Source organism: Devosia sp. (assembly GCF_014860165.1).
GTDB lineage: Bacteria > Pseudomonadota > Alphaproteobacteria > Rhizobiales > Devosiaceae > Devosia.
Map to the genome: position 1 here is coordinate 120,445 of NZ_JACZKG010000015.1, position 19,988 is coordinate 140,432.

Sequence of the window (19,988 nt, forward strand, 5' to 3'; positions counted from 1 at the left end):
ACGACAAAGGCCAAGACATGAGCACATTGAGCACGGCATTCACCGGCGTCTTCACCGCCCTGGTGACCCCCTTCGACGAGAAGGGGATCGACTATGCCGCCTTCGACCACTTGGTGGAGTTGCAGATCGCCGCCGGGATCAAGGGGCTTGTGCCGGTGGGCACGACCGGGGAAGCCGCGACCCTGTCGCCTGACGAGGCTGCCGGGCTGATCGCGCGGACCGTGAAACTGGCGCGGGGCAGGGCATTCGTGCTTGCCGGCGCCGGCTCAAACGACACATCCCACGCCATTGCAGCGGCCCGCGCCTGCGAAGCCGCCGGGGCCGATGGGTGCCTGGTGGTCACGCCATACTATAATCGCCCCAGCCAGGCCGGCCTGGAGCGCCACTATGATGCCATAGCCGAGGCCACGCGCCTCCCCATCATGCTCTATAGTGTGCCGGGGCGCTGCGGCGTCGAGATTGCTCCGGAAACGGCGGCCAGCCTGGCCCGGCGGCACAGCCATATCTTCGGCATCAAGGAGGCCGGCGGTCGCGCCGAGCGCATCAGCGAATTGCGCGCCGCGTGCGGTCCCGATTTCATCCTCCATTCGGGCGATGATGCGCTGGCCTTGCCCTTCATGTCGGTTGGCGCATTGGGTGTGACCAGCGTGGTCTCCAATTATGCGCCCGAGGACATGGTGGCGCTGGTGGATGCCTGGCATCGGGGCGACCATGCGACGGCCCTGGTGCTGCATGATCGGATATTCGCGCTTTCCAAGGCCCTGTTCATCGAGGGCAATCCGGTGCCCGTCAAGGAGGCGCTGGCGCTGCGCGGGCAGATGTCCGGCAGCGTGCGCGCGCCACTTGCCCCGCTCACCCCATCCAGCCGCACGACACTCGTTGCCGCGCTGGATCGGTTCGCCGGGGCAAAGAAGTGACCGCCGACTCTTCCAAGAAATGCCACAAGTGCGGGCTGTCCGTTTGCATTGATGCCGCTCGGGCGCGCCTGCACTCTGAATACCGGAAGGTTGGTCAGGATTGACCGTTCCCAGACACCGTCGTTCAGTTTTTCAGAGGGAGACTATGATGAGACTACTGACTACGATACTTGCAGCGGCCAGCGTGGCCATGGGGCTCGCGGCCGCACCGGCCGTCGCCCAGCAGAGCACCATCGACCAGATCAAGGAGCGCGGTGTGCTCCGCGTTCCCGCAATCCTCAATGAGGATCCCTACTTCAACAAGGATCCGCGCACTGGCGAATGGCGCGGCTTCGTCATCGACATGGCCAGCGACATCGCCACCACGCTGGGCGTGGAGCTCGAAGTGGTCGAAAGCACCTGGGCCAATTCCATCCTCGATGTGCAATCGGGCAAGGCCGATATCGCGCTGGCGCTGACGGCTCTGCCCGCGCGTGCGCTGTCGATCGCCTTCTCGTCGCCCACCTACTACAACAGCTTCGTCATTGTCTCGCCCAAGCCCGAACTTGCTTCGGCCACCTGGGCGTCGCTGAACGATCCTTCGATTACCCTGGCGGTGGACCTGGGGTCGGCGCAGGACCTGATCACCCAGCAATACCTGCCCAAGGCCAATGTGCTGCGCTTCAAGACCCGTGACGAGGCCATTCTGGCCGTCGCCAGCGGCAAGGCCGATGCCATCGTCAACACGGTCCTGAACTCGGTGGTGATGGTCAAGCGCAACGCCGCGCTGGGACAAGTCTATGTGCCCGAGCCGGTGCTGTCCTCGCCCTCGGTCATTGGCATCAACTACAATGCCGACGAGCAGTTCAAATCCTTCATCTCGGCCTGGGCGGACTACAATCGCCGCGTCGGCAACAACCAGACCTGGATCATCAATGGCCTCGCGCCCTTCGAGATCGGGCTCGACGACCTGCCCGAGAATTTCGACCTCGGCGGCTAGACCGTCCATGCCGGGGCGGCACCCGCCCCGGCCGACTTCTTCAGGGGATGCGCCATGCCGTATAAATGGGACTTCAACACCGTCCTGCAGTTCTGGGACCTCTTCGCCTGGGGCCTGTGGCTGACCTTTGCCTACACGCTCGGCTCGATCGTGGTGGGCGTGGTGATCGGCATGGTCATCTGCTTTGGCCGCCTGTCGCGGTTCCGGTTCATCAGCGGGCTGTCGCGTGCCTACCAGGAAGTGTTCCGCTGCACGCCGCTGCTGGTGCAACTGATGTGGTTCTACTACGCGCTGCCGCTGCTGATCGGCGTCACCATTGAGAACTATGTGGCCGCCATGCTGACCCTGTCGCTCTATGCGGGCTCGTTCTATTCCGAGATTTTCCGCGGCGGCATCCTGTCCATCGATAAGGGGCAGACCGAGGCGGCCAAGGCCATCGCCATGTCCGACCGTCAGGTCATGTGGCGGATCATCATCCCGCAGGCCTTCAAGCGCGTGCTGCCATCCTTCATCAACCAGTCGGTTATCCAGTTCAAGAACACCTCGCTGATCTCGGTGATCTCTGTGGGCGAGCTGGCCTATATGGCAGCCGTCGTCAACGGGCAGACCTACCGACCGTTGGAGGCCTTTACCATCGTCGCCCTGCTGTATTTCGTCGTGCTGTTCCCGATGACCCAGGCCGCCGACTATGTCGAACATCGCATGCGGGTGAGTGACTGATGGACGTGTCAGCAATTTCAGGGGAAGCGACCATGCACTCCACCGATGCCAAGCCCATCCTGACCGTCAGGGGCCTTAAGAAAAGCTACAACAAGCTCCAGGTGATCAAGGGCGTCGATCTCGACCTGCATCGCGGCGAGGTATTGGCTATCATTGGCCCGTCCGGCTCGGGCAAGTCCACGCTGATCCGTTGCCTCAACCTGCTCGAAGTCCCCACTGCTGGCGAGATTGCCTATAACGGCCGCCGCGTGGAGAACCGTTTCCAGTCGCGTGGCGGCAATATCGGCTGTGGCGAGCTGCGGCGCCATGTCGGCATGGTGTTCCAGCACTTCAACCTGTTCCCCCACAAGACGGTGATGCAGAATATCTGCGAGGGACCCATCGCCGTGCTCAAGGAGCCGCGCTCCGAAGTTGAGGCACGCGCCATGGAATTGCTTGGCAAGGTCGGCCTTTTGGATAAGCGCGATGCCTATCCAAACCACCTGTCCGGCGGCCAGAAGCAGCGCGTTGCCATCGCGCGGGCGCTTGCCATGCGCCCTGACGTGCTGTTGCTGGACGAAGTCACCAGCGCCCTTGATCCGGAACTGGTGGGCGAGGTGCTGCAGGTCATCCGTCTTCTGGCACATGATGGCATGACCATGGCCATCGTCACCCATGAAATGGCTTTCGCGGCCGATGTGGCCGATCGCGTCGCCTTCATTGATGGTGGCGTCATCGCCGAGTTGGGTACGGCCGATACCGTCATCCGCAACCCGGCCAGCGAACGGCTACAGGCCTTCCTCAGTCGCTTCAATGCCTGATCGGAGTGTGTCATGAAGGTCCTGATCATTGGTGGCGGCCGCATCGGCCTGGCGGTGGCGAGCCTGCTGACCGGTGCCGATGGCCACGAGGCCGAAGTCGCCGATGTGACGCAGGAGGCCCTGGACCAGGCCGCCAGGCGTGGCTTCCGCACACGCCACCTCGACGCGTCGCGCCGCAAGGATTGCGTTGAGGCGCTGGCCGGCTTCGATATTGTGGTCAATGCCGCGCCCACCCGCCTCGCCGCTGCCATTGTCAGCGCGGCAATCGAAGCTGGCGTCCATTACGTCGATACCGCCGAAGACACCGCCCCGGTCAGCGAAATCGCCGCCACGGCTGGCCACGGCAAGGTCATCCTGCCCGGCTGCGGCCTGTCGCCGGGCCTCGTCGCCAATCTGGCGGTCGAACTGGTCGATGCGCTCGAAGGCCCCATCGACATGGTGGTCCGCGTCGGCGGACTGCCGGTGCATCCCTCCAACGGCTTCGGCTATGGACTCTCCTGGGATGTCGACGGCCTCATCGCCGAGTATACCGGCCTCTGCGAAGGCATTGTCGAAGGCAAGCTGGTCAGCACCGCCCCGCTGCAGGACTATGAGAGCTTTGTGCTCAATGGTCGTCCCTACGAGGCCTTCAGCACGGCCGGCGGCATGGGGAGCCTCTGCGCGGCGCTGCAGCACAAGGTCCGCAACCTCAGCTTCCGCACCATCCGCTATCCCGGCCACCTTACGTTGGCTCGCTTTCTCTTCGAGGATCTTGGCCTCAAACGGCGACGCGACATGCTGCGCACCGTCCTGCGTTTCGGGGTGCCTGATGTGGTTCAGGATGTCGTGGTGATCTTCATCAGCGTCCGCGGTTTTCACCAGGGCGTGCCGGCGGAACGCTCCTTCGTCCGAAAGATCTACCACGAGCCGATGCGCAGCCCTTTCCCGGTCTCCGCCCTCAGTCACACCTCGGCTGCACATCTTTGCACTATGATCGACCTGATCGAGGCAGGCAAGATTGGGGCCGGGGGGGTGGCTCGCCATGAGGCGGTCAGCTTGGCTGCAATAGGCCAGAACCGATTTTTGGCGCCTCTTCTAGATTAAGGGCAAGCCGCTGTAAGGTGACCCGCCGCGAAAGGTGGGCCGCGGGCATGGGGTGCTACTGCTCAAGTGGGTTTGGGTGACACCTACCACCCTAAGCTGGGCGTCTTCAGCTTGCAGGGCGCCGGGAAGCATCGCTCATCTCCGCCTCCAATGAGGGCATGGCATTGAACACCGTCTAGCATGTTCGGAGAACGGTCTCTCGCGGAACCAGTCGGGCTCCCCTTGGTTGTCTACCATCGGCCTCATCCCGATGGCGCTGTTCAGCTATCCGAACCGTCGCGGGACCTGGCTTGCGTCATTCGTGTGACGTCTGGCCACCAGAGGCCTGTATGAACTGGACAAAGATGTCCTGGGAGGACGAGGTGCTCAACGCAAGCCGAGCTTCAGGTGGCAGGGACGTCGCAGATGTTGGCTACCTCGTGCTCGAATGCGATGGCACGATGAGTGTCTCATTGCGCAACGCCACAGCGAAGCGTCCCGAATGAGTCAGATATCGTTTTACCTTCGGCAATTGCTGAGCCGGATGTGGTTCTTGCCCGCAGTTTTTTCGGCGGTGGCCCTACTGACCATTTTCGTGGCCTTCTACCTTGCACGCTGGGCACCTGAGGAGCTTCCCTTCACTATCTCCCAGGAGGCCGTCCAATCTGTCCTGGCGATCCTGGCGACCAGTCTGCTCACTGTGTCGGTGTTTGCCCTGTCCACCTTGGTCGCTGCATTGTCAGCGGCGTCGGCCTCCACCACGCCGCGTGCCGCGCAGCTCATCATAGGTGATCTATCTGCTCAGACCTCGATATCGGTCTTCATTGGAGCTTTCCTTTTTTCCATTCTCGCGATTCTTGGCCTTTCTGCCGGTATCTACAGCCCGGCAGGAAGGATGTTGCTGTTTTCGGTGACGCTTGGTGTGGTCGCCCTTGTGGTTGTTGCCCTCATCCGGTGGATTGCACAGATTTCAGACATTGGACGCGTTGGCCATACAGTCGACCGCGTCGAAGCGGCCACTGCTACTGCGCGCAATACCCTAATGGAACACCCGCTTTTCGATTGCCGCTTGCTGGAAGGGGCGTTTGAAGGGGTTGCGGTAGGCACCAAGGAACTGGGCTATATTCAGCACTTCGACGCCAAACGACTGCAAAGGCTTGCTACCGAACATGACCTTCAGATAGCCATCAGCTCCCGCCCTGGAACTTATGTTTCTCCAGCACGCCCGCTGATGATAGTGAATGGCGAGGTCAGCGACGAACTTCGGTCCAAGCTGGTGGCATCTTTCGTCGTAGGCGATCAACGTAGCTTCGACAGTGATCCTCGGTTCGGATTGGTGGTCCTCGCCGAAATTGCTGATCGCGCGCTTTCGCCGGGTGTGAATGACCCCGGCACTGCCATCTATGTCATTGGTACTTTGACTAGGCTGCTTTCGGACTGGCAGCCGAGCCCACCAGCAAGAGTGGGGAACGACCGGATCTTCGTTCCGGCTCTCGATCCCCAGGACCTGCTGGAGGATGCTTTTCGACCTATTGCACGAGATGGTGCCGGTCTGATTGAGGTTGTGCTGCGCCTTCTTCACAGCCTGGAAATCATTGCGCAGCTCAATCCACACCTCCGGCAGGCAGCAATAGGTGCCGCTGAAGATGCGGCCCAGCGGGCACGACGAGCGCTAAAGGCTCCAGGAGATCTGCAGGCGCTTCATCCTGCGGCCCGTTTTGCAGAGGGCGCCTAATCCCGTCCAACACGTTGTGCCCAGGCCCTAACCTTAACGGATTGTTAAGCCGACACAGGCAGCTTTTACTGGCACGACGAAGGGGAATTCTCCCTATGGGTCGTCTTCGTGCTGGGTCATCGCGACCTCCCCAACAGGACCAGTCGGACGTCAGCTCTTTGATCGCAAGTCGTTCGGTGGGACCACAACGCTGAGCGCACTAGGAGCGATCCGCATCAACTGCGCGATAGGCCGACCATTAGTCTCAAAGGATCAGCAGGGGTGCACCGCTGGTCTCATCCGCCAAAATTCCGGGTGACCGTCCCACGCCAAAGTTGTCAGAAAGAGACGTCGTTCGACGCGGTGGAGGACGCCGCCATACGGTGAAAAGGAGCTTAAGGGCAGCGCCCTCCATCCGGAAAAACTATCCCCCGATGCCGAATTTGGTCAACCTTTGGACACGAAATCGTCATTATCGGAGGTGGGCGATGGTGAAACTGCCGGATTAACTCTGCGTTGTCACGTCATTAACCTCTTCAACGAACACTGCCTTCATGAAGTCTCTCGACAATTTCTCTGTACAGCCTGTGGACGCGAGCGGTGTACCGGACAAAGCGATCTGTGTTCACGTGGAGGCGCGCAGTCCGATACATGCGGCGGAGATTGCGCTGGGCGAAACCCTGGCAACCCAAGGCCCTGTGACTAGGTTGAGAGCACTGGTCTGGAAGCTGGCTGACGACTATACGCCCGTCAGAATTCCCCTGTTCGTTCCCTGACAAGGCCGCACGCGGTTCAAAGCAGGACAGCTGCTTATGCGGATACGATTGCAGGCTTGGCACGCAGTGATGCGCTGATCGAGCCATCGCTTTCGAGAACCAGGTTTTCAATCTCAGTCACGTCGCGACCGGCCGGCCGTCCTTGCCCGTTTCCGCTATTCCTTTGGAATCGTGACTGGGGGCAATTGCCGTTTCTGCGCGGCGATGCGGAAGGGGGCATTGACCGCGCCGTAACCGCCATAGGCGCCGCTGCGCTGCACGATCTCGAAGAAGAAACCCTCGCCCACATTGGTGGAGTAGAGCTGGAAGAACTCGCCATTGGCGTCGCGGTCATAGAGGATGTTCGCGGCCTGCAATTGCGCGATCAACGCGGGTGCCAGCCCCAGCCGCGCTTCGAGGTCGGCATAGTAGTTGCGCGATATCTCCAGTGATTTCATGCCATTGGCCTGCAGCGCGGCGGCGGTGGCAAAGATATCGTCTGTGGCGAAGGCCACATGCTGAACGCTGGAGCCGAAGGTTTCGGCAATGAACCGGCCCGCCAGCGTCCGATGGCTCTCCGCGCCATTGAGTGTCAATCGCAGCGAACCGGACACGTTCTCGATGACCTGGCTACGCACCAGGCCCGACGGGTCAACGACATCCACCATCGGGCTCTTCTCGGCCACGAAGATCGAGCGATAGAACAGGATCCAGGTCAGCATCTCCTCGTAGTTCATGGTCTGGGCGACATGATCGATGCGCCGCAGCCCCGCATCGAGGCTGGGCGTCGGGTCCTCCACAGCATCAAATTCGATGTCCCAGACACGCCCCAGCGGACTCTTCTCGTCGAGAAAATAGATCACCCCGCCACCGACGCCGCGAATGGCCGGAATGCTGAGTTGGTCCGGTCCGACGCGCTGGCTGAACAGTTGCGCGCCCAGGGCCTTGGCCCGCTCCACCGTGGCGGTGGCATCATCGACCATCATGCCCAACGCATAGGCTGATGTGCCGTGGGTGAGATAGGCCGAATGGGCCAGTCCCTCCCGCTCGGTATTGATGACGACATTGATCTCGCCCTGGGTGAAACGCTCCACCGCCTTGCCCCGGTGCCGCCCGGTGAGCCGGAAGCCCAGCTGTCGCAGATGCGTGGCAAGCGCCATGGCTTCAGCCTCGTCGGCGGCGAATTCTACAAACGCCACCCCATGCACATCGACCCGCGGCGGCAGCACCGGCACGTCAATGGCGATGTCAGGTTCGGCATTACGCACCTGATCCATCAGGTAGACCAGCGAGCGATGGCCATCTGCCGCAATGGTACGGGGCGAGCCGGATCGGAACTGGTCGTTGAAGATTTCGAGTGAGATGGGGCCGTTGTAGCCGGTGGCGGCAACAGCGCGCATGAAGTCGGTCACGGCAAGGTCGCCCTCGCCGGGCATGTTGCGGAAATGGCGGCTCCAATAGAGCAGGTCCATGTCGATGCGTGGAGCGTCGGCCAATTGCACGATGAAGATCTTGTCGCCCGGAATGGCCCGGATCGAGTCCGGGTCAATGCCGCGCGCTAGCGTGTGGAAGCTATCGAGAATCAACCCGATATTGGGGTGATCGGCTCGGCGCACGATTTCCCAGGCGTCACGATGGTCGTTGACATGTCGTCCCCAGGCGAGGGCTTCATAGCCAATGCGGACGCCGTGCCGGGCGGCGCGCGCGCCCAGTTCCCGCAGATCACCCGCCGCCCGGTCGATCCCACCCAAGGCCAGCGGCGAGACGCTGGAACAGACCAGCATGAGGTCTGTCCCCAGTTCCCTCATCAGTTCGAACTTGCGTTCGGCCCGCTCAAAGGCCTGGCTGCGCTGCGGCTCGGGCAGGCCCTCGAAGTCGCGGAAGGGCTGGAACAGGGTGATGGTGAGGCCGAGGTCGCGCACCATCTGCCCGACCTCGCGGGGCGAGCGATCAAAGGCGAGAAGGTCATTCTCGAAGATTTCCACGCCGTCGAATCCGGCCGCCGCAATGGCCTCCAGCTTCTCCCGGAGGTCGCCGCTGATTGAGACGGTGGCTATGGAAGTGAGCATGCGATCCGTCCTCCCCGACGTCATCGGCAAAGAGTACGAACTAGTTAGTACATTTGCAAGAAGCGCTGGAAGAGGTTGGAGCTTCGGCTGGGAAGTCCGTACTGAACCGCGTGCCGATCGGCCTAGATCCCGCCCAGCTTCTCATCCCGCACCACGAACCGCAGAACCATCTCCACGGTGTGCCGGCGCAGCGACTCCTGCACTGCCGGTGCACCCACATCCTTGCCGAAAATCTTCGAAAACGTGGCGCGGTTGGAGACGTTGAAGAAGCACAGGGCGCTGATTTGCCAATGCACTTCGAGCGGATCGAGGCCGGGACGGAACAGCCCGTCGGCCAGGCCCTTGGCATAGATTGCCTCGATATGGCCGATGGCAGTGACGTTGAGATCGCGGATCACCCCGGAGCGTTCGAGATAGGCGGCGCCGTGGATATTCTCGATCATCACCATGCGGATGAATTCCTCATGCTGGCGATGGTGATCGAAGGTGAATTCCACCAGCTTTCGCAGCGCCTCGATCGGCGGCAGCCCTTCCACGTCGAGCTTGGCCTCGCCGTCGCGCACCTGGGCGTAGGCGTTTTCGAGGGCGCTGATATAGAGGCCCTCCTTGTCGCCAAAATAGTAATAGATCATCCGCTTGGACGAGCGTGTCTTGGCGGCGATCTCATCGATGCGGGCGCCGGCCAGGCCATTGAGCGCGAATTCCTGTGCCGCCACCTCGATGATGTTCTGCCGCGTCCCTTCGGGGTCCTGCGTCCGCGTTGACTTCGTCTTCGCCGTTGAAACCGGAGTGCCCATGCCGTCGCTATCCCCACCGGCAATTGACTAAACTAACCAGTTCGTACATTTTGCCGCAAATCGCCTTGCAGCATTTATCGGCTGCGGCGCGTGAAAGACAAGGCCAAGTCGCTTGGGGGCGGCAAGAGGCCGGTAGGGAGACTTGCCTTTGCAGACCGCCACCGACCAGCCGGGGCAGACCCTCCGCGCGAGCGTGCTGAATGGCCAGCTACCCGATAGGGGTGCCGTGACCATAGGTTTGCTGGGACGCGGCATCGGTGCGTCGCTCTCCCCGATCATGCATGAGCGCGAAGGCCAGCGTCTTGCTCTGAACTATCGCTACCATCTCATCGACTTCGATCGTCTCGGCTTCGACGATGCCAGTTTGCCGGCAGTGCTGGCGGAAGCGCGGGCACTCGGCTTTGCCGGGCTCAACGTCACCTATCCGTTCAAGCAGGCGGTAATGCCGCTGCTCGATGGCCTGGCGCCCGATGCGGCGGCGATCGGGGCGGTCAATACCATCGTCTTCGGTCAGGATCGCACGATTGGCCACAATACCGATTGCTGGGGCTTTGCCCAAAGCTTCCGCGAGGGCCTGGCTGGCGTGGCGATGGAGCGGGTGCTGCAACTTGGCTCGGGTGGTGCCGGCGCGGCGGTGTCGCAGGCCTTGCTGCAGGAGGGCGTCCGACGCCTCGATATCTTCGATACCGATCCGGCGCGCGCGCACGCCCTGGCGGACCGCCTCGGGAGGCTGTTCGGTGCCGATATCGCAGTGGTGGACGACCTCGCGGTGCCGGCGAGCCTCGCCGACGGCATCGTCAATACGACGCCAGTGGGCATGGCCAAGCATCCCGGCCTGCCGCTGTCGGCCCGGCTGATCGCGCCGCGGCACTGGGTTGCCGATGTGGTCTATTTTCCGCTCGAAACCGCCCTGGTTGCTGAGGCCCGCCGCCTCGGTTGCCGCGTGCTGCCGGGTGGTGGCATGGCGGTCTACCAGGCGGTGCGGGCCTTCGAACTGTTCTGCGGCATCAAGCCGGACGCCGGGGCGATGACGCAGACGTTTCAGGCAGCCCTGGCCGACTAAACGGCACGACGACAACTGGCATTGACTTAAACTAACTATTTCGTACATTGTGAGACAAGGACGAAAAATGACGGCATATAGCCGCGTCGTCCGGTGAGGATGGGCCTGCAGGTCAGGCAATTTTGGGAGGATGACGATGACTTTTGCAATGACGCGCCGCGCCCTGCTGGTGGGAGGCCTGCTGCTGGCAGCCGCCATGCCCACCTTGGCGCAGGACAAGCCGGTGCTGCGCTTCTCGGCTGTATTCTCGGACCAGGATATCCGGGCCGAGATGATGAACCTGTTCTCCGCGCAGATCGCCGACAGTCACACTTTCGAGCCCTATTACGGCGGCACGCTGTTCAAGCAGGGCACTGAACTGGTGGCTCTGCAGCGCGGCAACCTCGAAATGGGTAATATCGCCCCGCAGGACATCTCCAACCAGATCCCGGCCTGGTCCGTGCTGACCTCGGCCTACCTGTTCCGTGACGCCGCCCATCTGCGCACATTCTTCGACAGCGAAGTTGGCGCCGAGTTCAAGGCCATGGCCGAAGAACAGCTCGGCATTCACATTCTGGGCCCGACCTATTTCGGCGCCCGCCAGGTCGGCCTTCGCGTCGACAAGGAAATCAAGACTCCCGCCGATATGGCCGGGATCAAGCTGCGCATGCCCGGTGGCGACGCCTGGCAGTTCCTGGGCACGGCCCTGGGCGCCAATCCCACGCCAATGGCCTATGCCGAAGTCTATACGGGCCTCCAGACCGGCGCCATCGACGGCCAGGACAACCCGCTTCCCAATGTCGAGAACATGAAGTTCTACGAAGTCATGAAGCAGATTGTGCTGACGTCGCATCTGGTGGGCTATGACCTGCTGGTGATCTCGGGCGATGCCTGGAACGCCATGACTCCAGAGCAGCAGACCGCCGTACAGGCCGCCGCCACGGCCGCGATCGACTTCAGCCAGGCCGAGCATCTGTCGCGCGAAGCCGAGCTGGCCGATCGTTTCCGCAGCGTTGGCCTCAATGTCTATGAGCCCGACGTGGATGCCTTCCGCAGCCACGCCCAGCAGATGTATCTCGATTCCGACCTGGCCAAGGACTGGCCGGAAGGTGTGGTCGATCGCATCAACGCACTCTAGGCTCCTCCCAGATGGTGGTTCCGGTTCGCCGGCACCACCATCCACAAGTCTCTTGCCGACTGGAGAGCGGTGATGAATTCTCGTCTTGCCGGCATCGGGGCGTGGTTGCACGCCCGCGCCGAGAACCTGCTCGCAGCCATGCTCGCCGTGATGTTCACGGTCTTCATCCTGCAGATCGTCTTCCGCTACCTGCTCAATTTACCGATCGGCTGGACGCATGAGATCAGCGTCATCATGTGGCTGTGGATGGTGCTGTTCGGCACCGCCTTCGTGGTGCGCGACAGCGAGGAAATCCGCTTTGATATCCTCTACGCGGCAGTCAGCGACCGGGTGAGGCGGGGTCTGGTGGTCATCACCGCCATCGCGCTGATCTTCTTCTTCTCGATCTCGCTGCCGGCTGTCATTGACTACATCGCCTTCATGAAGGTCGAGAAGACCGCCTATCTCGATATCCGCTTCGACTGGCTCTATTCGATCTACGCCATCTTCGCGGTGGCCACGATCGTCCGCCAGTTCTGGCTGGGCTCCCAGGCCATTTGGGGCAAGGGTCCCGAGGCCTTCGATCCGACCAGGGCAGGTTCTGGCGTATGATGCTCTCCACCGCTTTCACAATGGCGCTTGGCCTGATCATCGTCCTGTCGGTGTTCGGCTTGCCTATGGGCCTGTCCATGATCTGCGCCTCGGTGCTCTACCTGCTGATGCGCGGGCAGGACATGGGTATCGTCGCCGAGCAGTTCCTCAACGGCATGTATTCCAACTACATCATGCTGGCCGTGCCGCTCTTCATCCTCGCCGCGGAGATCATGAATTCGGGCACCCTTTCCGAGCGCCTGCTGAAGTGGTGCGATGCCGTGGTCGGCCGCTTCCGCGGCGGCCTGGCGCAGGTCAATGTGCTGCAATCCATCGTCTTTGCCGGCATGAGCGGCTCGGCCGTCGCCGACGCCGCCGGCTCGGGCAAGATGATGCAGCACATGATGACCCAGGACGGCAAATACACGCCCAGCTTCGCCGCTGCGCTGACCGCCGCGACGGCCGTGATCGGGCCGATCATTCCGCCCTCGATCCCCATGGTGCTCTACGCGCTGATTGCCGATACCTCGATCGGCTATCTGTTCCTGGCCGGCGTTGTTCCGGGGCTCATGATGGCCGGCTTCATGATGATCCAGGTCGCCGTCACGGCCCGGGTCAAGAATTTCCCGGTCGAGAAGCCGGTGCCGCTGCGCGAATTGCCCAAAATGACCTGGCACGCGCTGCCGGTGCTCTTCATGCCCGTCGTGCTGATGTATGGCATTTATGGCGGCATCACCACGCCGACTGAGGCCGCCGCTGTAGCGGCGTTCTATGCCCTTGTCGTCTCGATTGTCATCTATCGCAGTGTGCGCTGGCCCGACCTTTATGCGGCCCTGCTGACATCAGCCAAGACCACCGCCTCGATCGGCATGCTGATCGCCGGGGCGCTGGTATTCAACTATGTCGTCACCATCGAGAACATTCCCAACAGCCTCAGCGCTCTGCTGCTGTCGTGGGACCTCAACCCGATCACCTTCCTGATTGCTGTCAACATCATCCTGCTCGTGCTGGGCTGCCTGTTGGAGGGCACCACCATCCTGCTGGTCATCGTACCGGTGCTGATCCCCACCGCCTCGGCGCTGGGAATCGACCTGGTGCATTTCGGCGTGGTCGTTGTGATCAATATCATGCTCGGTCTGGTCACCCCGCCCTATGGCTTGCTGCTCTTCATCATGACGCGCATATCGGGCGCGCCGATGAAGGCGTTGGTGGCCGACGTCATGCCGTTCCTGCTCGGCCTGATCCTGGCGCTTATCATCTTCACCTTCGTGCCCGAGACGGTGCTGTGGCTGCCCAGAATGTTCGGCTATGGAGCCGCTCTATGAAACCGATCTATGTTCTCAACGGCCCCAACCTCAACCGGCTGGGCAAGCGCGAGCCCGATATCTACGGCACGACGACGCTGGCCGAGGTCGAGCAGATCTGCCGCAATGCGGCAGGCGAGCGGCCAATCGTGTTCCACCAGACCAACAGCGAAGAAGCTCTGATCAACTGGGTGCACGAGGCGATCGACGAGGGGGCAGGGATCGTCATCAATCCCGCCGCCTTCACCTTCACCTCGCTGGCGCTGCTGGACGCGCTCAAGATGTTCGAAGGCCCCGTCATCGAGTTCCACATCTCCAACATCCACAAGCGCGAGCCGATCTATCACCGCTCCTATGTGTCGATGCGGGCGGATGCCGTAATGGCCGGGCTGGGAGCGGCGGGCTATGCGACGGCGATCCGGGCGATGCTGGATATGATCGGACTGCGTGCCGACGGATAGCAAGGGACCAGTTCGGCCGTCGGCAACTTTCACAAGTTCCGAAGTGCGGCCCCGGCGAGATCGTGGGCCGTGCCGGTATCGCGGGTTCCGGGCCTGAAGCCGTGCTCCCTGACATTGCTGGCCTGTCGCGCATCACCGATGGCGAGTGAGATCATCCTGCCGATCGAATGTACCCGTCCCATGGGGGCTTAGCAGGGCACACCCGTGAGTATCGGAAGATTCCCGGCTGTCCAATCAGATTTGATATGGATCGTTCCAAAATGCACTTGACGACTTTGGAACGATCCATTAGCCAATAGGAACGTTCCAAATTGATCGGAGCGGGAGGACGATAGGCAGCCAGATCCCGAATGGGGCGGCGGTCCTGGGAGGGCAAGACTCTTCGCGTTGGACATTGTCCAGGCGATCCACCGTGTTCGAAACTGACAGAGACAGCGATGACAAAGATTGTCAGCGCCGCGGTAGCGGCTGCTCGAATTCCGGACAACTGCGTGGTGACCGTATCGTCATCCTCGTCGCTGGGCTGCCCGGATTTGGTCCTGAAAGCCATTGGCGAACGGTTCGTTTCTGAGGGACATCCTCGCAACCTGACGACCCTTCATCCGATCGCTGCCGGCGACATGTACGGCGTCAAGGGGATCGACCACATCGCCAAGGATGGTCTGTTGAGCCGCGTTCTCGCCGGCTCCTACCCATCGGGCCCGTCGAGCCTGCCGATGCCGGAAATCTGGCGCATGATCGTCGAGAACCGCGTTGCCGCCTACAATGTACCGTCCGGCGTCATGTTCGACATGCATCGGGAAGCAGCGGCGCGCCGCCCTGGTGTGTTGACATCAGTCGGCATGGACACCTTCGCCGATCCGATCCGTCAAGGCTGCGCGATGAATGACAAGGGCGCAGAAGCTCCTATCGTCTCACGTGTCGAATTCGGCGGCCAGACGTGGCTCCATTTTCCGAACATATATCCCGACGTCTGCATCCTCCGCGCCACCACGGCCGACGAATGGGGCAACCTGACCTACGAGCACGAAGGTGCCTATCTGGGCGGGCTGGAACAGGCCATCGCAACCCGGAACAACCGGGGTCTCGTCATCGCCCAGGTCAAGCGGGTGACGGCATCCGGTTCGCTGCGCCCGCATGACGTTCGGGTGCCGGGACACCTTGTTGACCTGGTGGTCATCGATCCCGACCAGATGCAGACCTGCGAAACACCGTATGACCCTGCGATCTCGGGCCAGGTCATGCGGCCGTGGAATAGCTTTCGCCTGGCCGAGCACGGCGTCGAGAAGGTCATCGCCCGGCGTGCCGCGATGGAGCTGAAAGGCGGCATGACCGCCAATCTGGGCTTTGGCATCAGCGCGCAGGTGCCGCGTATCCTGCTGGAGGAAGGCCATCCAAGGGCTGTCACCTGGGTCATCGAGCAGGGGGCCGTCGGTGGCATGCCGCTCACCGATTTTGCCTTTGGCTGCGCCGCCAATGCCGACGCCTACATGCCGTCCCCACAGCAGTTCATCTATTTCCAGGGCTCAGGCTTCGACATGTCGTTCCTGTCATTCATGGAAGTGGACGTCGAGGGTAACGTCAACGTCTCCAAGCTTGGCAAGAAGCCCTACCTGACGGCGGGCTGCGGCGGCTTCGTCGATATCACCTCCAATGCCCGCAAGATCGTGTTCTCCGGCTGGTTCGAAGCCGGTGCGCAGGTTGCGCTGACCGACAAGGGCATCAGTATCGAGCGGCCCGGCAAGTTCACGAAAATGGTTGAGCGCGTTGAGCACGTGACCTTCTCGGGGCGTCGGGCGCGCGAGATCGGGCAGGACGTCCTCTACGTCACCGAACGCTGCGTCATGCGCCTGACCGATCAAGGCCTGCTGGCGACCGAGATCATGCCCGGCATCGACCCGCAGGTGAGCATTGTGGACGCCAGCCAGGGCCGGGTGCGGCTTGCTCCCGACGCCGTGACGATGCCGCTGAGCCTGCTCGGTACCGGAAAGATGGGGTGGCAGCCATGAGCCAGGTTCACTTCGAGATCAGCGGACGCGTCGCCGAAATACGCCTCGATAATCCGGCCAAGCTGAACGCCTTCACCGTCGACATGCTGACCCAGTTCGCCGCTCACCTGGAAAAGATCGAGGACAACGGCGATATTGCCTGCGTTCTGGTCACCGCCGTCGAGTCCAAGGCATTCTGCTCTGGCGCCGACATCAACGGCTGGGGCGACCTCACACCGGCGCAATTCTCCCGCAACTGGGTGCGCGGTGGACACCGCATGTTTGACCGGCTGGCTCGGCTGTCCAAGCCGACCATCGCGGTCCTCGGCGCCCATGCGTTCGGCGGTGGTCTGGAACTGGCGGCCGCCTGTGACGCCCGTGTCATGGCCCCGCGCGCCACGATTGCGTTGCCTGAAGCAGGTATCGGCATCGTGCCGGGCTGGTCGGGCACGCAGCGCCTGGCGCGGCTCTTGCCCGAGCCGATGCTCAAGGAAATGGCCATCTTCGGTCGTCGCATTGGCGCCGAACGGGCCCTGCAGGTCGGGTTCGTGGCTGAGGTTGCAGATGATCCACGGGCCGCTGCGGACGCCATGGCCGCCCGGGTTTGCGAATTGTCGCCACGCGCGGTCGAGATCGCGAAATCCATGATCCACGCTGCCCGCGGCGAAGATGCGGGAGCCATGGTCGAAGCTCTTGGCAGCGCTGCCATTGCAGCCAGCGACGACCGGGCGGAGGGCGTCGGCTCTTTCCGCGAAAAGCGCAAACCCAAATTCTCAGGAAACTGACCATGACCGCGATGACCGTCATCCCATCGACTCAGACCGGCCTGCCGACCGAACCCTATGTCGGCCGCCATTTCATCAACGGGAAATGGCAGGACAGTGCTGACGGAGAGACTTTTGAACGCGTCGCTCCCTCCCACGGCGTGGTCGTAAGCCGCAATGCCAAGGGCTCCGAGGTGGAAACGGAGGCAGCGATTCATGCCGCTCGCGCGGCGTTCGACAGCGGAATCTGGAGCCGTATCTCGGCTAAGGCCAGGGCGGCGGTTCTGCTCAAGGTAGCTGACCTGATCGAGGCCAATGTCGAGCGGTTTGCTTTGATCGAAACCCTGGAGACAGGCAAGCCGATCACCCAGGCCACCGGCGAAATCTCTGGCGCGGCCGACCTGTGGCGCTATGCAGCATCGCTGGCGCGCACCACCAAGGGCGACAGCCACAATACGTTGGGCGAGGATATTCTCGGCGTCGTGGTCAAGGAGCCGATCGGCGTCGTCTCGGTCATCACGCCGTGGAACTTCCCATTCTGGATCCTGAGCCAGAAACTCCCGTTTGCCTTGGCTGCAGGCTGCACCTGCGTCGTCAAGCCGTCTGAGATGACTCCGTCCACGACTGCCATGCTGGGCGAATTGATCGACGAGGCGGGGATGCCTCCAGGCGTCGTCAACATCGTTCTGGGCTACGGACAGCCGGTCGGCTCGCTGATGTCATCCCACCGCGAGGTTGACATGATCACCTTCACGGGGTCGACCGCCGTCGGCAAGACCATTTCGGCCGCGGCCTCGGGCACCCTCAAGAAGGTGGCGCTCGAGCTCGGCGGCAAGAACCCGCAGGTCATCTTTGCGGATGCCGATCTCGAAAGCGCCGCCGACGCGGTGACGTTCGGCGTCTACTTCAATGCCGGTGAATGCTGCAATTCGGGCAGCCGCATCATTGTCCACGAGGACATTGCCGAGGCGTTCACGGCTCGGGTGATCGAGCTGTCGAGGCTCGTCGCCTTCGGCGATCCGCTCGACCCCCGCACGCAAGTGGGCGCCATGGTCACCCCGCAGCACCAGGAAAAGGTCGACGGCTACGTCAAGGCAGCAGTTGCCGCTGGCGCCAAGGTCGGGCTGGGCGGTGACCGGCTCAAGGTTCCTGGTCTCAAGGGCGACTTCTATCAGCCCACCGTTGTCACAGGCGTTACGCCGGACATGGCGATCGCCCGCGAGGAAGTGTTTGGCCCGGTCCTGTCCGTTCTGACATTCCGGACGATGGACGAAGCGATCAGCATTGCCAACAACGCCAGTTACGGCCTCTCCGCCGGGGTGTGGAGCGAGAATGTCCACACCGTCCTCGAATTCTCGCGGCGTGCCCAGGCGGGCACGGTGTGGAGCAACACGTGGATGGATGGTTTCCCCGAGCTCACGTTCGGCGGGATGAAGGAAAGCGGCCAGGGCCGCGAGATCGGGTCATACGGCCTGGAAGAATTTCTCGAGGTGAAATCACTCGTCATGCGCATCGGGCGCACCCGAGCACCTTGGGTGAAGGCCCTCTGACTGGATGGTCAGAGGATATTCGAACGCATCTACAGGGAGGTACCTCATGCGTGGACTTTATACGACGACGGCGATCGCAACCGCTGCGATGATGACGATGTCGGGGGCCGCATTGGCCGATGACGTGGAAGTGCTGCATTGGTGGACGTCGGGCGGCGAAGCAGCCGCACTCAACGTGCTCAAGGAAGACCTACAGACGCAGGGCATCGGCTGGCTCGATATGCCAGTTGCAGGTGGTGGCGGCGAAGGTGCCATGACGGTGCTGCGCGCTCGCGTAACCGCTGGTGATGCCCCGACCGCCGTGCAGATGCTCGGTTTCGATATTCTGGACTGGGCTGCCGAAGGCGCGCTTGGCAACCTGGACAGCGTCGCTGCTGCCGAGGGCTGGGATGCGGTCGTTCCTGCGGCGCTGCAGAACTTCGCGAAGTATGACGGCCATTGGGTTTCTGCGCCTGTGAACGTGCACTCGACCAACTGGGTGTGGGCCAACAAGGCAATCCTCGACGAGTTGGGCCTTGCCCAGCCGAAGACCTGGGAAGAGTTCGTGGCAGCTCTCCAGGCAGCCAAGGATGCCGGGTACACTGCCCTTGCGCATGGCGGTCAGCCTTGGCAGGACGCCACGGTGTTCGACTCCATCGTGATCGGCGCCGGCGGGCCGGAATTCTACAAGCGCGCCTTCATCGACCTCGACCCGGCCGCCCTCAATTCCCCCGAAATGGTGGAAGCATTCACCCGCATGGAAACGCTGCGCGGCTTCGTCGACGACAACTTCTCTGGTCGTGACTGGAACCTGGCCTCCGCCATGGTCATCAACAAGGAAGCCGCCTTCCAGATCATGGGCGACTGGGCCAAGGGCGAGTTCCTGCGTGCCGAAAAGGTGCCGGGCACGGACTTCCTGTGCTTCCGCGTTCCGGGCTCTGAAGGCTCGGTGACATTCAACGCCGACCAGTTCGCCATGTTCAAGGTGAGCGAGGGCGCCGTTGCCTCCCAGGAGGCCATGGCATCGGCGATCATGTCGCCTGATTTCCAGATCGCGTTCAACACGGTCAAGGGTTCGGTCCCGGCCCGTACCGACGTCCCCGGCGATCAGTTCGATGCTTGTGGCCAGCAGGGTATTGCCGAACTCGCAGCGGCAGCAGAAGGCGGCACGCTGCTCGGTTCCATGGCTCATGGCCATGCAAACCCCGCCGCGGTCAAGAATGCGATCTACGACGTCGTGACCGCCCATTTCAACGGCGAGTACGATGCGACGGCGGCCGCCGAAGAGCTGGCCAACGCCGTGGCTTCCGCCCAGTAACTCCCCCCAGGGGTCGGGCTCCGGCCCGGCCCCACACGATCGCCGTGACGCGGCTTTCATT

General features: G+C 62.2%; 17 protein-coding genes. 15 read left to right on the top strand and 2 right to left on the bottom strand.

Annotated elements, in window-relative coordinates:
- Positions 1-17: 17 nt before the first annotated feature.
- The 6 genes from dapA to IH615_RS04105 all read left to right on the top strand — a co-directional run bounded on the left by dapA (position 18) and on the right by IH615_RS04105 (position 6,213).
- Positions 18-917: a 4-hydroxy-tetrahydrodipicolinate synthase gene (gene dapA / locus IH615_RS04080; protein WP_291360029.1), complete on the top strand. Its 900-nt coding sequence runs from the start codon at positions 18-20 to the stop codon at positions 915-917.
- Positions 918-1,065: 148 nt separating this feature from the next.
- Entirely contained in the window at positions 1,066-1,896 is an 831-nt protein-coding gene (locus IH615_RS04085; protein WP_291360031.1) for a transporter substrate-binding domain-containing protein, read from the top strand.
- A 54-nt stretch (positions 1,897-1,950) separates the two neighbouring features.
- Positions 1,951-2,616, top strand: coding sequence for an amino acid ABC transporter permease (locus IH615_RS04090; protein WP_291360032.1), 666 nt, complete (start codon positions 1,951-1,953; stop codon positions 2,614-2,616).
- Between the two features lie 32 nt (positions 2,617-2,648).
- Positions 2,649-3,416 (top strand): amino acid ABC transporter ATP-binding protein, encoded by a 768-nt coding sequence (locus tag IH615_RS04095; RefSeq protein ID WP_291360034.1) that lies wholly within the window; start codon positions 2,649-2,651, stop codon positions 3,414-3,416.
- Positions 3,417-3,428: 12 nt separating this feature from the next.
- Positions 3,429-4,499 (top strand): saccharopine dehydrogenase NADP-binding domain-containing protein, encoded by a 1,071-nt coding sequence (locus IH615_RS04100; protein ID WP_291360035.1) that lies wholly within the window; start codon positions 3,429-3,431, stop codon positions 4,497-4,499.
- A gap of 481 nt (positions 4,500-4,980) precedes the next feature.
- A complete protein-coding gene (locus IH615_RS04105) occupies positions 4,981-6,213 on the top strand; it encodes a DUF2254 domain-containing protein (RefSeq protein WP_291360037.1) in 1,233 nt (410 codons plus the stop codon).
- Between the two features lie 910 nt (positions 6,214-7,123).
- On the opposite strand, the gene IH615_RS04110 is transcribed toward IH615_RS04105, so the two are convergent.
- Both IH615_RS04110 and IH615_RS04115 read right to left on the bottom strand, forming a co-directional pair.
- Positions 7,124-9,016, bottom strand: coding sequence for a sugar phosphate isomerase/epimerase and 4-hydroxyphenylpyruvate domain-containing protein (locus IH615_RS04110; RefSeq protein WP_291360038.1), 1,893 nt, complete (start codon positions 9,014-9,016; stop codon positions 7,124-7,126).
- 122 nt (positions 9,017-9,138) lie between these two features.
- Positions 9,139-9,813 (bottom strand): TetR/AcrR family transcriptional regulator, encoded by a 675-nt coding sequence (locus tag IH615_RS04115; protein WP_291360039.1) that lies wholly within the window; start codon positions 9,811-9,813, stop codon positions 9,139-9,141.
- A gap of 148 nt (positions 9,814-9,961) precedes the next feature.
- Here IH615_RS04115 and IH615_RS04120 point away from each other — a divergent pair, with 148 nt between their 5' ends.
- The 9 genes from IH615_RS04120 (at position 9,962) to IH615_RS04160 (ending at position 19,927) form a co-directional block, all read left to right on the top strand.
- Positions 9,962-10,876 carry a shikimate dehydrogenase gene (locus IH615_RS04120; RefSeq protein WP_366484747.1) on the top strand — a complete coding sequence of 305 codons (915 nt, stop codon included), beginning with the start codon at positions 9,962-9,964 and terminating at the stop codon, positions 10,874-10,876.
- 136 nt (positions 10,877-11,012) lie between these two features.
- The gene (gene dctP / locus IH615_RS04125; RefSeq protein ID WP_291360041.1) at positions 11,013-11,993 is read left to right on the top strand and encodes a TRAP transporter substrate-binding protein DctP; all 981 of its coding nucleotides are present in this window, start codon (positions 11,013-11,015) and stop codon (positions 11,991-11,993) included.
- 72 nt (positions 11,994-12,065) lie between these two features.
- Positions 12,066-12,584, top strand: a complete 519-nt coding sequence (locus IH615_RS04130) for a TRAP transporter small permease subunit (RefSeq protein WP_291360043.1) — start codon at positions 12,066-12,068, stop codon at positions 12,582-12,584.
- Positions 12,581-13,888: a TRAP transporter large permease gene (locus IH615_RS04135; protein WP_291360045.1), complete on the top strand. Its 1,308-nt coding sequence runs from the start codon at positions 12,581-12,583 to the stop codon at positions 13,886-13,888. The genes IH615_RS04130 and IH615_RS04135 overlap by 4 nt, the downstream gene beginning before the upstream one ends.
- The gene (locus tag IH615_RS04140) at positions 13,885-14,328 is read left to right on the top strand and encodes a type II 3-dehydroquinate dehydratase (protein ID WP_291360047.1); all 444 of its coding nucleotides are present in this window, start codon (positions 13,885-13,887) and stop codon (positions 14,326-14,328) included. The genes IH615_RS04135 and IH615_RS04140 overlap by 4 nt, the downstream gene beginning before the upstream one ends.
- 437 nt (positions 14,329-14,765) lie before the next feature.
- Complete coding sequence (locus tag IH615_RS04145; protein WP_291360049.1) at positions 14,766-16,337, top strand: CoA-transferase; 1,572 nt, start codon at positions 14,766-14,768, stop codon at positions 16,335-16,337.
- Complete coding sequence (locus IH615_RS04150; RefSeq protein ID WP_291360051.1) at positions 16,334-17,101, top strand: enoyl-CoA hydratase/isomerase family protein; 768 nt, start codon at positions 16,334-16,336, stop codon at positions 17,099-17,101. Before IH615_RS04145 ends, IH615_RS04150 begins: the two co-directional genes overlap by 4 nt.
- 2 nt (positions 17,102-17,103) lie before the next feature.
- Positions 17,104-18,630: an aldehyde dehydrogenase family protein gene (locus IH615_RS04155; protein WP_291360052.1), complete on the top strand. Its 1,527-nt coding sequence runs from the start codon at positions 17,104-17,106 to the stop codon at positions 18,628-18,630.
- 46 nt (positions 18,631-18,676) lie between these two features.
- Positions 18,677-19,927, top strand: a complete 1,251-nt coding sequence (locus IH615_RS04160; protein ID WP_291360054.1) for an ABC transporter substrate-binding protein — start codon at positions 18,677-18,679, stop codon at positions 19,925-19,927.
- Positions 19,928-19,988: the final 61 nt, after the last annotated feature.